The organism is Micromonospora sp. PLK6-60, assembly GCF_019890675.1.
Taxonomy (GTDB): Bacteria; Actinomycetota; Actinomycetes; order Mycobacteriales; family Micromonosporaceae; genus Micromonospora.
Window position 1 is genome coordinate 369,636 of sequence record NZ_JAIOAA010000003.1, and the last position, 12,576, is coordinate 382,211.

The 12,576-nt window shown below is 73.2% G+C and carries 14 protein-coding genes; 8 read left to right on the forward strand and 6 right to left on the reverse strand.

The annotated features are described in order from the left end of the window. Window positions 1-17 precede the first annotated feature (17 nt). Window positions 18-896, reverse strand: coding sequence for an RNA polymerase sigma-70 factor (locus K7640_RS08055; RefSeq protein ID WP_222954077.1), 879 nt, complete (start codon window positions 894-896; stop codon window positions 18-20). 159 nt (window positions 897-1,055) lie between these two features. Between K7640_RS08055 and K7640_RS08060 the strand changes: the two genes are divergently transcribed. Further along, window positions 1,056-1,541 (forward strand): carboxymuconolactone decarboxylase family protein, encoded by a 486-nt coding sequence (locus K7640_RS08060; protein ID WP_222954078.1) that lies wholly within the window; start codon window positions 1,056-1,058, stop codon window positions 1,539-1,541. 74 nt (window positions 1,542-1,615) lie between these two features. Here the strand turns inward: K7640_RS08060 and K7640_RS08065 are convergent, their stop codons facing one another. Both K7640_RS08065 and K7640_RS08070 read right to left on the reverse strand, forming a co-directional pair. Next, on the reverse strand, window positions 1,616-2,581 hold the full coding sequence (locus tag K7640_RS08065; RefSeq protein WP_222954079.1) for a zinc metalloprotease: 966 nt from the start codon (window positions 2,579-2,581) through the stop codon (window positions 1,616-1,618). A gap of 458 nt (window positions 2,582-3,039) precedes the next feature. Then, window positions 3,040-3,243, reverse strand: a complete 204-nt coding sequence (locus K7640_RS08070; RefSeq protein WP_222954080.1) for a hypothetical protein — start codon at window positions 3,241-3,243, stop codon at window positions 3,040-3,042. 64 nt (window positions 3,244-3,307) lie between these two features. On the opposite strand from K7640_RS08070, the gene K7640_RS08075 reads away from it, so the two are divergent. Next, window positions 3,308-3,835 carry a hypothetical protein gene (locus K7640_RS08075; RefSeq protein ID WP_222954081.1) on the forward strand — a complete coding sequence of 176 codons (528 nt, stop codon included), beginning with the start codon at window positions 3,308-3,310 and terminating at the stop codon, window positions 3,833-3,835. On the opposite strand, the gene K7640_RS08080 is transcribed toward K7640_RS08075, so the two are convergent. The 3 genes from K7640_RS08080 to ligD (K7640_RS08090) are packed head-to-tail and all read right to left on the reverse strand — an operon-like array spanning window position 3,836 to window position 6,474. Continuing rightward, window positions 3,836-4,591, reverse strand: coding sequence for a TIGR03089 family protein (locus K7640_RS08080; protein WP_222954082.1), 756 nt, complete (start codon window positions 4,589-4,591; stop codon window positions 3,836-3,838). A 40-nt stretch (window positions 4,592-4,631) separates the two neighbouring features. Further along, window positions 4,632-5,543: a non-homologous end-joining DNA ligase gene (gene ligD / locus K7640_RS08085; protein ID WP_222954083.1), complete on the reverse strand. Its 912-nt coding sequence runs from the start codon at window positions 5,541-5,543 to the stop codon at window positions 4,632-4,634. Continuing rightward, a complete protein-coding gene (gene ligD / locus K7640_RS08090) occupies window positions 5,536-6,474 on the reverse strand; it encodes a non-homologous end-joining DNA ligase (protein ID WP_222954343.1) in 939 nt (312 codons plus the stop codon). Before ligD (K7640_RS08090) ends, ligD (K7640_RS08085) begins: the two co-directional genes overlap by 8 nt. Window positions 6,475-6,560: 86 nt before the next feature. On the opposite strand from ligD (K7640_RS08090), the gene K7640_RS08095 reads away from it, so the two are divergent. The 6 genes from K7640_RS08095 (at window position 6,561) to K7640_RS08120 (ending at window position 12,452) form a co-directional block, all read left to right on the forward strand. Continuing rightward, entirely contained in the window at window positions 6,561-7,589 is a 1,029-nt protein-coding gene (locus tag K7640_RS08095; protein ID WP_222954084.1) for a Ku protein, read from the forward strand. Window positions 7,590-7,807: 218 nt separating this feature from the next. Continuing rightward, window positions 7,808-8,473 (forward strand): FKBP-type peptidyl-prolyl cis-trans isomerase, encoded by a 666-nt coding sequence (locus K7640_RS08100; protein WP_222954085.1) that lies wholly within the window; start codon window positions 7,808-7,810, stop codon window positions 8,471-8,473. A 141-nt stretch (window positions 8,474-8,614) separates the two neighbouring features. Then, entirely contained in the window at window positions 8,615-9,472 is an 858-nt protein-coding gene (locus K7640_RS08105; protein WP_222954344.1) for a hypothetical protein, read from the forward strand. A 42-nt stretch (window positions 9,473-9,514) separates the two neighbouring features. Then, a complete protein-coding gene (locus tag K7640_RS08110) occupies window positions 9,515-10,168 on the forward strand; it encodes an HAD family phosphatase (protein ID WP_222954086.1) in 654 nt (217 codons plus the stop codon). A gap of 41 nt (window positions 10,169-10,209) precedes the next feature. Then, window positions 10,210-11,346 (forward strand): glutathione-independent formaldehyde dehydrogenase, encoded by a 1,137-nt coding sequence (locus K7640_RS08115; RefSeq protein ID WP_222954087.1) that lies wholly within the window; start codon window positions 10,210-10,212, stop codon window positions 11,344-11,346. Between the two features lie 92 nt (window positions 11,347-11,438). Beyond that, a complete protein-coding gene (locus K7640_RS08120) occupies window positions 11,439-12,452 on the forward strand; it encodes an NADPH:quinone reductase (RefSeq protein WP_222954088.1) in 1,014 nt (337 codons plus the stop codon). Window positions 12,453-12,576 lie beyond the last annotated feature (124 nt).

The following is a 12,576-nucleotide window of genomic DNA, read 5'->3' on the forward strand; positions in this document are numbered from 1 at the left end:
GCACGACGCGCGCCGGGTCAGCGGCGCAGCAGGGTCTCCTGGCCCATGTGGGAGAGCTTCTCCGGGTTGCGGACGGCGTACAGGCCGGTGATGCGGCCCCCGGCCAGGTGCACCGCGAAGACCGTGTCCAGTTCCCCATCGAGCCGGACGATCAGCGCCGGGTGGCCGTTGACCTCGGCCGGCTCGATCGACGCCCGGTCGCCGACCCGGCCCCAGCCGGCGGTCAGCAGGCGGGCCACCTTGTCGCCGCCGACGATGGGCCGCGGCACCGCCTGCTTGATCCCGCCGCCGTCGGCCAGCAGGACGGCGTCCCCGGCGAGGATGTCGAGCAGGCTTTGCAGGTCGCCGGTCTCCACCGCCCGCCGGAACGCGTCCAGCGCGTCCCGGGTCTCGGCGGGGGACACCACCTGCCGGGGCCGGCGGGCCGCGACGTGCTGGCGGGCCCGGTGGGCGATCTGGCGTACGGCCGGTTGGCTCTTGTCGACCGCCTCGGCGATCTCGTCGTATCCGACGTCGAACACCTCGCGCAGCACAAACACTGCCCGCTCGATCGGCGCGAGGGTCTCCAGCACCAGCAGCATCGCCATCGAGACGCTGTCGGCCAGGGCCACGTCGTCGGCCACGTCGGGGGTGGTGAGCAGCGGCTCCGGCAGCCAGGAGCCGACGTACGACTCCTTGCGGCGGCCCAGCGTCCGCAGCCGGCTCAGCGCCTGCCGGGTGGCGATGCGGACCAGGTAGGCGCGCTGGTCGCGTACCTCGTCGAGGTCGACCCCCGACCACCGCAACCAGGTCTCCTGGAGGACGTCCTCCGCGTCGGCGGCCGAGCCGAGCATTTCGTACGCGACGGTGAAGAGCAGGTTGCGGTGGCGCAGGAACGCCTCGGTGGCCGGGTCCATGGGTGCCTCCCGTTCGCTCTCGACCCCATCAGATGCCGGGTACGGCGGATCTGTGACAGCGGGTGGCGGTGGCGGGCGTCACGTCCAGCGTGCCGTCACAGCGGTCGGGCCGCCGGCATCTCGTGTTCGTTCCAGGCCACCACGAGTAAGGGACGGATCATGGACGCCCGATTCAACATGTTCGACAACGAGACCGCCATGAAGTTCTTCAAGCGGTTCGCCAACGCCGGGCTGGCGATCCAGCAGTCGCCGCTGCCGAAGTCGACGCAGGAGCTGGTGTCGCTGCGGGCCAGCCAGCTCAACGGCTGCGGCTGGTGCATCGACATGCACGTCAAGGAGGCGGTGGCCGGCGGCGAGGACCCGGTCCGTCTGCACCTGGTCGCCGCCTGGCGCGAGTCGACGGTCTTCACCGAGGCGGAGCAGGCCGCGCTGGCGCTCGCCGAGGAGGGCACCCGGCTCGCCGACGCCGCCCAGGGGGTCTCCGACGAGACGTGGGCGCAGGTGCGCAAGCACTACGACGACGACCAGGTCGCCGCGCTGGTCTGCCTGGTCGCGCTGATCAACGCGGCCAACCGGCTCGCGGTGATCGTGCACCAGAAGGGCGGTTCCTACCAGCCCGGCATGTTCGCCGCCGCGTTCGACTGAGCGGCGGCCCTGACGCCGACGGGGTTGACGGGCAGTGGCCCGTCAACCCCGTCACCTGCGCCGCAGTGGCTCGCTTACTGCTTGCCGCCGCCGGCGCGGAAGGCGACCCAGGCGTCGCTCATCCGCTCCGCCTGGCCCGGGGTGAACATGTTCATGCAGGAGTCCTGCGTGTAGTCCATGAAGTTGTGGATCGGGTCCAGGCCCGGCGCGGTGCAGCTGTCCGCGCCGACCGGGCAGTTGAACTGCGGGTGCGCCTCACGCGGGGTGTCCGCGACGAAGTCGCCGGAGGCGGAGCAGCCGTGCGCGAAGGTGTGCTCCAGCATCAGCCAGTGCCCGACCTCGTGGGTCAGCGTGTCACCCTCGGCGTACTTGCCGGCCGTGCCGCCCGGCATCGACTCGTCGAGCATCACCACGCCGTCGATGAAGTCGCGGCCGTTGTTGTAACCCTTCGGGAAGTACGCCCAGCCGAGCAGGCCGCCGCCGATGTTCGCCGCGTACACGTTGAGGGTGCGGGCGTCGCCGGTGTACAGCGCCTTCTTCATGTCCCGCTCGTTCTTGCCCGGCACGACCGTGTACCAGGCGCTGTTCACCGTCCAGGTGGTGTCGACCAGGTCGAACCGGAACGGGGTGTCGGAGGCGTCCGCCGCCGTCTTGCCGGAGAAGGAGTCGTTGAGCACCTTCATCTGCGCCGCGATCAGCGTGTTCCACCGGGTCGTCTCGGCCGCGGTGAGCGGGTGGTCGGAGACCATGTGGAACACGGTGGGGACGGTGACGCTGCCGTTGGGCAGGCGCGGGGCGTCCTTGAGTACGCCGTACGCGTTCGCCTCGTTCTTCGAGTACAGCTCCGGCTCCTGGGCGGTGGCGCCCTCCTTGACCCGGGCCACGGTGTGCGCCTCAGCTCCGGGCGCACACGCCTCGACACCGGGCGAGGCGGTCGCGGAGGCCGACGCGCCCACCGCCCCGTACGTCCCACCGGCCGTCAGGAACGTGGCTGCGGCGGCGGTCAGCACCGCCAGTTGGTACGCGGGTTTTCTGCGCATGGTTACACCTTTCACGCATTGGGGGTAGGCGGCCGAGGGGATGCTCCGGGCCGCCGCGACGAGGGTCGGTGACATCCTCGTCCCGGTATCAGAACACGCCGCTGGCCTCGGCAACAGCCCCCCTTGGCCGGCCCCACGCCGCCCCGGTACCGACCCCGCGACTGCCCCCGTGCTGCCAGCTCGGTGTCCGCGCCGGGCGCGAAAGGCCGCCGACGGGCGAGGTGCCGTGCGGAGACTACGAACTTGATGACGTGAACGAATCACCCGCCCGTCAACGGCGCCCGCAGGAATTCGGCTCCCGCAGGTCAGCCACCTGCGGCGCGGGAGCGCCTGCTCGGACTGATTCGTTCACGTCATCAAGTTGGTAGCCTCCCGACCAACCATCCCAAGCCGGGCCGGGCCGCGCCGCGCCGCGCCGGGCCGCGCCGGGCCACGCCGCCCAGGCAGGTCCGGGTGGGTCAGCGATAGCACCGCCAGGCGTACGGATCGCCCGCGTCCGACGTGCGCGCGAACGCGTCCGGCTCGTACGCCTCCTGGCAGGCCACGTCCATCTCGACGGTGGAGCTGGAGAGGAAGCGGGTGCACCGCCACCCGCCGTCGCGCTGGGCACTCGCCGAGCCGCCGCCGTGCCGTTCGCAGTACCGCTGGACCAGGCCGGTCACGCCCGGCCCGTCCGCCGGCCCGAGCAGGACCGGACCCGGCGCCGGCGTCGGCGACGGCGTCGGCTTGGCGGTCGAGGTGGCCGACCGGGTCACGCTGGGCCTGGCGGTGGGCCTGCCGGTGGCGGCGGCCGACCCGGTGGCGGCGGCCGTTCCGGACGGGGTGGGGGTGCGCGTGACCGACGGGGTGCCGGTGGGCGCGGCGGCGGAGCTGCTCGGCGTGGCGGAGGCTGCCGGCGGCGACGGGGTCTCCTGCCTCTCCACTGGGACGTCCAGCACCGCCGGAAGGGACGTGCCGGCCGCCGCCGGCTCCGCGGCCTCCGGTGCTCGGCCGAGCCCCCGGGAGAAGATCAGCGCGCAGATCATCGACGTCAGCCCCAGCCCGCAGACCGTGATCAGCCAGATCGGGCGGCCTTCGGCGGACGGAGTGGTCGACCTGTCGGCCACGATCGCCGGCCTCCTTGAAGATCAATTACCGGACAGCCGGACACTCTACCCACCATCCATCGATGGTCGACCCACCCCTCCGCCGCGCGGGCAGCAGCCCCGGCGGGCAGCAGCCCCGGCGGGCAGCAGTCCCGGCGGGCAGCAGTGATCAGAGGACGCGGGTGATCCGCTCGGTGGCGGCCAGCGCGTCCCGGCGGCTCCGGTCGAGGCCGGCGCAGACGACCACCGAGGCACCCGCGGCGAGCGGGGCGAGCAGCCACTTCAGCGGCTGCTCGTGCTCGGCGGCGTCGACCAGCAGCCGGTCGCCGGGCCGCAGGTCGAGCTGCGCGGCCACCTCCCCGGCGAGCCGCCGCCAGGCGCCGTAGCTGGTGCCGTCCGGGGTGGCCGGACCGGCCGGATCGACGGCGGCGTGGTCGGGCGGGGTGTCGGCGTGCCGGAGCACCTCCGTCGACCAGTCCAGCCAGCCCACCGGCACCTCGGCCAGCGGCCCCGGCCGGGTGCCGACCAGGTAGCGGTGCACCCCGTCGGGCACGTCCTCCAGCCAGTCGTCCAGCCGCTGCGGGGTCACGAACACCGCGTCGTACGGCCGGTCGGCGCCCGGTTCGAGCACCGGCAACCCGGCGGTGGCCCGCGGCCGGAACGACACGGCCATCCCGACCGACCAGGCGCCGACCAGGATCGCGGCGGTACGCCAGTGCGGCGGCAGCAGCACCGCCACCCGACTGCCGGGACCGAGGCCGCAGCCGTCCCGCAGCAGCGCGGCGCTGCGGGCCGCCCACTCGCCGAGCTGCGGCGCGGTCAGCGCGGTGCGCTCGCCGGTGGCGTCGTCGACGTAGGTCAGCAGCGGCTCGTCGGTGCCGGTCGGCGCGGCGGCCGGCACGGGCGCGGGCGGATGAACGGCCATCCGCCGAGCCTAAGCCATCCGGGTTCGACCACCGCCCGGCTCAGCCGGCGGGCAGCTCCGGACCGCCGGCCAGCAGCGGGGCCAGGAGGTCACCGTCGGCCGCCACCCGCTTGAGCACCTCACCGGCCGTGTACGGCTTTGTCGCCGGCCGCTTGCCGGCCGCCCCGGCGGAGACCTCGTCCCAGGTCAACGGGGTGGAGACCGACGGCACCGCCTGCGCCCGCAGCGAGTACGGCGCCACCGTCGTCTTCGCCGCGTTGTTCTGGCTCCAGTCGATGAAGACCTTCCCCGGCCGCAGGTTCTTCGCCATCTTCGACACGATCAGCTTCGGGTGTTCCTGCTCCAGCTCCTGCGCGATCCGCTTCGCGTACGCCGAGACGTCGTCGGCGTCCTGCGTCCCCGCGATCGGGCAGCAGAGCTGCATCCCCTTCTTGCCCGACGTCTTCGGGTAGGAGTCGATGCCGTCGAGCGCCAGCCGGTCCCGCATCAGCAGGGCCACCTGGCAGCACTGCCGCAGCGCCGCCGGGGCGCCCGGGTCCAGGTCGACCACCATCAGGTCCGGGTGCGCGCCGACCTTCCACTGCGGCGTGTGCAGCTCCAGGGCGGCGAGGTTGGCCAGCCAGACCAGGGTGGGCAGCTCGTCGCAGACCACGTAGTCGATGGTCTCCCGGCCCTTGGTGGAGCCGGGGGCGGGCAGCGTCTCGGTGCGTACCCATCTGGGGGTCGCGGCCGGGGCGTTCTTCTCGAAGAACGACCCGCCGTCGGTGCCGTTCGGAAACCGGATCCGGGTCAGCGGCCGGTCCCTCAGGTGCGGCAGCAGCACCGGGGCGATCCGGGTGTAGTAGTCGATCACCTCGCCCTTGGTGAAGCCGGCCTTCGGATAGAGCACCTTGTCCAGGTTGGACAGCTCCAACCCGCGCCCCTCGACCTCCACCTTCAACCGCTCAGGCACCGTCGACGACCTCCTCCGCCGGTTTGTCCGGGCGCAGTCGCAGGATCCGCGGGAAACGCAGCCGCCCGTCGGGGGTGCGCTGCCCGTACTTCACCTCCACCACCACCCGGGGCGTTACCCAGATCGCCCCCCGGGCATCCTCGCGCGGCACGTCCCCGGCGAACGGCGACCCGCCGGCGCGCAGCGGCTCCAGCTCGCGCAGCAGCTCCCGCTCGATGGCCGCGCCGATCCCGCCGCCGACCCGCCCCCGGTAGACCAGCCGGCCGTCCGGCGCGGGCACCCCGACCAGCAGCCCGCCGATCTTGCGCGCGCCGGGTCGCCAGCCACCCACCACGAAGTCCCCGGTGACCTCCAGCTTGACCTTCACCCAGTCCGGCGAGCGGACCCCCGGCCGGTAGGCCGAGTCGACCCGCTTGGCCATCACCCCCTCCAGGCCGTGCTCCCCCGCCGCCTGGTAGGTGGCCGGGCCGTCGCCGAAGGCCGGCGGGACCGCCCACCGGGCGGCGCCGAGCCCGAGCGCCTCCAGCTCGGCCCGCCGCTGGTGGTAGGGCAGCGCGGTCAGGTCCCGGCCGCGCAGCCGCAACAGGTCGAAGATCATGTACGTGACCGGTACGCTCGCCGCCAGCCGGGCCGCCTTCGCCGCGTTGCGCACGTGCATCCGCTCGGCCAGCGCGGTGAACGAGGGCTGGCCGTCGGTGAAGAGGACCACCTCGCCGTCGAGCAGCGCGTCGTCGACCTGCTCGGCCAGGTTGAGCAGTTCCGGGTACGCGGTGGTGATCTCGACGCCGGACCGGGCGTAGAAGTGCCGGTCGCCGTGGGAGATGTCGGCGAGCGCGCGGATGCCGTCCCACTTGAACTCGAACGCCCAGCCGGCGCCGGCCGGGAGCTGCCCGGTCATCGCGAGCATCGGCTTCAACGGCGCGCCGGACACCTCCTGACTGTAGTTGCCGGCGGAAGGGCGTGCGTCCCGTTCGATCATTTGCGATTCTGGTCAGAACCGGGGAGAGGAGCGCGGGGATGCGGGCGATCTGGAAGGGGGCGGTGTCGTTCGGCCTGGTGTCGATCGGGGTGAAGGTCTACTCGGCGACCGAGGAGAAGGACATCCGGTTCCATCAGGTGCACCGCGAGGACGGCGGCCGCATCCGGTACAAGCGCACCTGCTCGGTCTGCGGCGAGGAGGTCACCTACGACGACATCGCCAAGGGCTACGACATCGGCGGCGGCGAGATGGTCATCCTGACCGACGAGGACTTCGCCGACCTGCCGCTGTCCACCTCGCACGCGATCGACGTGCTGGAGTTCGTTCCCGCCGAGCAGGTCGACCCGATCCTCTACAACAAGGCGTACTTCCTCGAACCGGAGGGCACGGCCGCCAAGCCGTACGTGTTGCTGCGGGACGCGCTGGCCGACTCCGAGCGGGTGGCGATCGTCAAGGTGGCGCTGCGCCAGCGGGAGCAGCTCGCCACCCTGCGGGTACGCGAGGGCGTGCTGCTGCTCAACACGATGCTCTGGCCGGACGAGATCCGTACCCCCGATTTCGGCTTCCTGGACGAGGACCTGAAGGTGCGGCCCCCGGAGCTGGCGATGGCCAGCTCGCTTATCGACTCGATGGCCGGCGAGTTCGAGCCGGACGCCTTCACCGACGACTACCGGGCGGCGTTGCAGGAGGTCATCGACGCCAAGGTCGAGGGCCGGGAGGTGGTCCAGCCGGAGGAGGAAGAGGCCGCGCCGGCCGCCGCGGTGGACCTGATGGCCGCCCTGCGGGCGTCGGTGGACCGGGCCCGGGCGGCCCGGGGCGAGCCGACCGGCGGCGGGGCCGAACCCACCCCGATCTCGGCGGCCCGCTCGGCGCAGAAGAAGGCGGCCAAGAAGGCCGAGCCGGCGAAGAAGGCCCCGGCCAAGAAGACGGCCGAGAAGAAGGCCACGGCGCAGAAGACGTCGACGGCGAAGAAGGCGGAGCCGGCCAAGAAGACCGCCGAAAAGAAGGCCGCCAAGGCGCCGGCGAAGAAGGCGGCCAAGAAGACCGCCCCCCGCAAGACCGCCTGACCTCGTCCGGCACAGCGGTCACGACTCCCCTCCACGGCCCCCCGGGCACGACTTCCCCACCAGCCACAGGTGTTAATAGGGGCCCCCTCCTCTACCGAATGCGTTAACAGGGGGCCCCTCCTTGCACTAGGGGAGGGCTGTGCGGGCGGGTACCGTGTGCGCTGGCCCCGGCGTCGGCCGCCCGGGCCCATCCACCTCACCGGCAGGGAGTCGACGACGTGAGCGAACAGGTGCGGAACGACCCGGGCACCAAGCGGGAGCGGCGGCTGGCCGCCCAGCTGGCGGCGAAGAAGGCCGCCGAGGCGAAGCGCCGCCGGCAGGCGATGCTGGGCGCCGCCGCCGGTGTGATCGCCGTGGTGGCCCTGATCGGCGGCATCGTCTGGCTGGCCGACGGCGGCGACGACGACAAGCAGCCCACGGCCAGCACCTCGGCGTCCGCCAGCGCGCCGGCCGACCAGCCCGCGGACCAGCCGGCCGACCAGCCGGCCCCCGGCCAGCTGCCGCCGGGCACCGACCCCGCGCTGGCCAAGAAGCCGACGGTGGCCGCCGGCAAGGGTGAGCTGAGCAAGCTGACCGTCACCCCGCTGGTCAAGGGCAAGGGCCCGGAGGTGAAGGCCGGCCAGACCATCACCACCAACTACGTCGGCGTGTTCTACAAGGATGGCAAGGAGTTCGACGCCTCCTGGAACGGCGGCCAGCCGGTCAGCTTCCCGATCGGCGTCGGCCAGGTCATCAAGGGCTGGGACGAGGGCCTGGTCGGGGTGCCGGTGGGCAGCCGGGTGCAGCTCGACATCCCGGCCGAGCTGGCGTACGGCAACGACTCCTCCGGTGGGCGCCCGGCCGGCCCGCTGCGCTTCGTCGTTGACGTGCTCGCTGCCCAGTAGCTCACATCGGGCTTCCTAACCGTCACCCAGCGGCACTAGGTTCACAGGCACCGTGGTCGGTACGCCGGCCGCGGTGCCTGTCACACCGACGCGGAGGTGCACGTGCCGGCGCTGGACGACGACCCGGGCCTGGCCCGGACCATGTGGACCCACTTCGAGCCGGTCCACGCGGTGACCTATTTCCACCCGCGGGCCCGGGCCGCCTACGAGGCGGTGGGGCTGCGCGGCTACTGGCGGGGCTACTTCGCCGGGCGGGCCGCCCCGCTGGGCCCGGTGCCGGCCGCCCCGGTGGTCGCCGCGTTCTTCAGCTTCGCGCCCGACATGGTGGCCCGGGCGCTGCCCTCGGTGTGGCGGCTGGCCACCCCGGCGGAGGCGCTGCGGGCCCGGCTCACCGGGGCCGTGCAGGCGCTCGCCGAGTTCACCTACGAGCTGCCCGAGGCGCACCTGGTCGAGGCGGCCGACCTGCTGGAGGAGGCCGCCGGCCGGGTGACGACCGCCGGGCGGGTGCTGGGCGCGGTCAACGCCGCGCTGCCCCGCGGGGAATACCCGCTGGCCCGGCTCTGGCAGGCCGCCACCACGCTGCGCGAGCACCGGGGCGACGGGCACGTCGCGGCGCTGGTCGGCACCGGGCTGGACCCGCTCGAGGTGGTCGCCTGGCGGTGCCGGACGGACCAGTACCGGCAGTTCCACCAGTCGGCCCGGGGCTGGACCGACGAGGAGTGGGACGCCGCCGAGGAGCGCCTGGTCGAGAAGGGTTGGCTGGCCGCCGACCGGTCGCCCACCGCGTCCGCGACGGCGGCCTTCCGGGCTGTCGAGGAGGCCACCGACCGGGCCGCGATCGGGCCGTGGCGGGCGCTGGGCGCGGAGCGTACGGCCCGGCTGCGGGAGCTGTTGGAGCCGATCAGCAGCCGGTGCCTGAGCATCATCCCGCCGCAGGCCCCGATCGGGCTGCCCGCCCAGCGCCCCGACCCGAGCGGCGCGGCGACGGCGGCCCGCTGATCCGGCGCCGGCCCGTCCCGTCCCGTCGGGCAGGATGGGCGGATGGCGGATGCGGTGATCTTCGACCTGGACGGCGTGATCGTGGACTCCGAGCCGGTCTGGGAGCAGGTGCGCCGGGCGTACGTGGCGGAGCACGGCGGCCGGTGGCTGCCGGACACCCAGCGCCGGCTGATGGGGATGAGCACCGCCGAGTGGTCGGCCTACCTCAGCGGTGAGCTGGGCGTCGACCGGGGCGCCGAGCGGGTGGCCACCGAGGTGGTGACCGAGATGTCCCGCCGGTACGCGGCCCACGTACCGCTGATCGACGACGCCGACGCGGTGGTCCGCCGGTTGGCCGCGCGGTGGCCGCTGGGTCTGGCCAGTTCGTCGCCGACCCGGCTGATCGGGGCGGCGTTGGAGGCCACCGGCCTGGCCGACGCCTTCGGCGCGACGCTGTCGACGGAGCAGACCGCGCGGGGCAAGCCGGCGCCGGACGTCTACCTGGCGGTGGCGGCCCGGCTGGCGGTCGACCCGGCCCGCTGCGTGGCGGTGGAGGACTCGTCGAACGGGGTGCGGTCGGCGGCCGCCGCCGGGATGCGGGTGGTGGCCGTGCCGCACGGCTCGTATCCGCTGGACCCGGACGCGGCGGCGCTGGCCGCCGTGGTGCTGCCCGCGATCGGCGCGCTCACCCCGGACGTGGTGGAGCGGCTCGGCTGAACCGCCTCCCCGGCGGTCCCGACCCGCCTACGGTCGGTGACATGAGGGCAGTGGTGTATCAGGGGCCGCACGAGGTCACCGTCGACCAGGTCGAGGATCCGCGGATCGAGGACCCGAACGACGTCATCGTCAAGATCACAACAACCGCGATCTGCGGGTCCGACCTGCACATGTACGAGGGGCGGACGAAGGCCGAGCCGGGCATCGTCTTCGGCCACGAGAACATGGGCACGGTGGTCGAGGTCGGGCCGGGCGTGGTGCACATCAAGAAGGGCGACCGGGTCTCCATGCCGTTCAACGTGGCGTGCGGGTTCTGCCGCAACTGCCGCGAGCAGAAGACCGGCTTCTGCCTGACGGTGAACCCGGGCTTCGCCGGCGGCGCGTACGGCTACGTGTCGATGGGCCCCTACCGGGGTGGGCAGGCAGAATACCTGCGGGTGCCGTTCGCCGACTTCAACTGCCTGCGCCTGCCGCCCGGCACCGAACACGAGAACGACTACGCGATGCTCGCCGACATCTTCCCGACCGGCTACCACGGGGTGGCGATGACCGGGCTGCGCCCCGGCGAGAACATCACCGTGATGGGCGGCGGTCCGGTGGGGCTGATGGCCGCCTACTCGGCGATCCTGAAGGGCGCCGCCGAGGTGTTCGTGGTGGACCGGGTGCCGGACCGGCTGCGGCTCGCCGAGTCGATCGGCGCGATCCCGGTCGACTTCGGCAGGGGCGACCCGGTGGAGCAGATCATGGAGCAGACCGACGGGGTGGGCACCGACCACGGCGTGGACGCGGTGGGCTACCAGGCGTCGGCGGCCAGCGGCGAGGAGCAGCCGGCGGCGGTGCTCAACAGCCTGGTCGAGGTGGTCCGGCCGACCGGGGCGATCGGCGTGGTCGGGCTCTACCTGGCCGAGGACCCGGGCGCGCCGGACCCGCACTCGGCCCACGGTGAGCTGCTGTTCAAGGTCGGCAAGTTCTTCGAGAAGGGCCTGCGGATGGGGACCGGTCAGGCCAACGTGAAGACCTACAACGAGTACCTGCGCAACCTGATCATGGCGGGGCGGGCGACGCCGAGCTTCGTGGTGAGCAAGGAGGTGCCGCTGGACGCCGCGCCGGAGGCGTACCAGCGGTTCGACCGGCGGGAGGAGGGCTGGTCGAAGGTGGTGCTCAAGCCGACGGCCTGACGGTTGTAGATTTTCGGCGGGTGCCCGGATCGGAATGATCAGGGCCGACCCGGGTAGGGGAGCCACCGGCCGTCGAGGTGAGGAGACCGGCGATGAAGGCGATCGTGTACGAGCAGACCGGTGCTGCGTCGGTGCTCCAACTGGTCGACCGGCCGGTGCCCGAGCCGGGCCCGGGCGAGCTGCTGATCCGGATGGCCGTCGCCGGGGTGAACCCGACCGACTGGAAGGCCCGCCAGGCGTGGCCGCTGCCGGCGGGGTGGCAGACCCCCGGGCAGGACGGCGCCGGGGTGGTCGAGGCGGTCGGCGGCGGGGTCGACCAGGACTGGATCGGCGAGCGGGTGTGGCTGTGGGAGGCCGCCTGGCAGCGGCCCTGGGGCACCGCCGCCGAGTACACAGTGGTGCCGGTGCGGCAGGCGGTACGCCTCGGCGACGCCTCCTTCGACCTGGGCGCCTGCCTGGGCATCCCGTTCCTCACCGCGCACCGGTGCCTGACCGTCGGCGAGTTCATGCCGGACAGGCTGCACGCCGGGGCGCTGGCCGACCACACGGTGCTGGTGCAGGGCGGGGCGGGCGCGGTGGGCAACGCGGCGATCCAGCTCGCCCGGTGGGCGGACGCCTGCGTGGTCGCCACGGTGAGCAGCCCGGAGAAGGCGCAGCTCGCGGCGGCGGCCGGGGCCGACTTCGTGGTCAACTACCGGGAGCAGGACGTGGTCGAGGAGGTCCGCAAGATCGCCCCCGACGGGGTGCACACGATCGTCGAGGTCTCCGCGGCCCGCAACGCGGCGGCCGACGCCCAACTGCTGCGCACCGGCGGCGCGGTCTGTGTGTACGCCGACGACGGCGGCGACGAGGTGACCATCCCGATCCGGCCGATGATGGTGCCGAACGCCCGCTGGCAGTTCGTGCTGGTCTACACCGAGCCGAAGGCGGCCAAGGCGCAGGCCGTGGTGGACGTGGCGGCGGCGGTCGCCCAGGGCGCGGTGCGGGTCGGCGAGGAGGCCGGCCTGCCGCTGCACCACCACCCGCTGTCCGCCACGCGGGCGGCGCACGAGGCGGTGCAGAACTCGGTGGTCGGCAAGGTCCTGATCACCACCAGCGAGTCGTGAGCCGGACGGACGCAACCGGATTTCCCCGTCACCGGGACAGAGGCGAACAAGTTTCGCAAGAATGACGGTGCGGGGCCAACCCGCCAGAAGCGGGCGGCCCCGGCGCGGTGCGAACGCCGGGGCC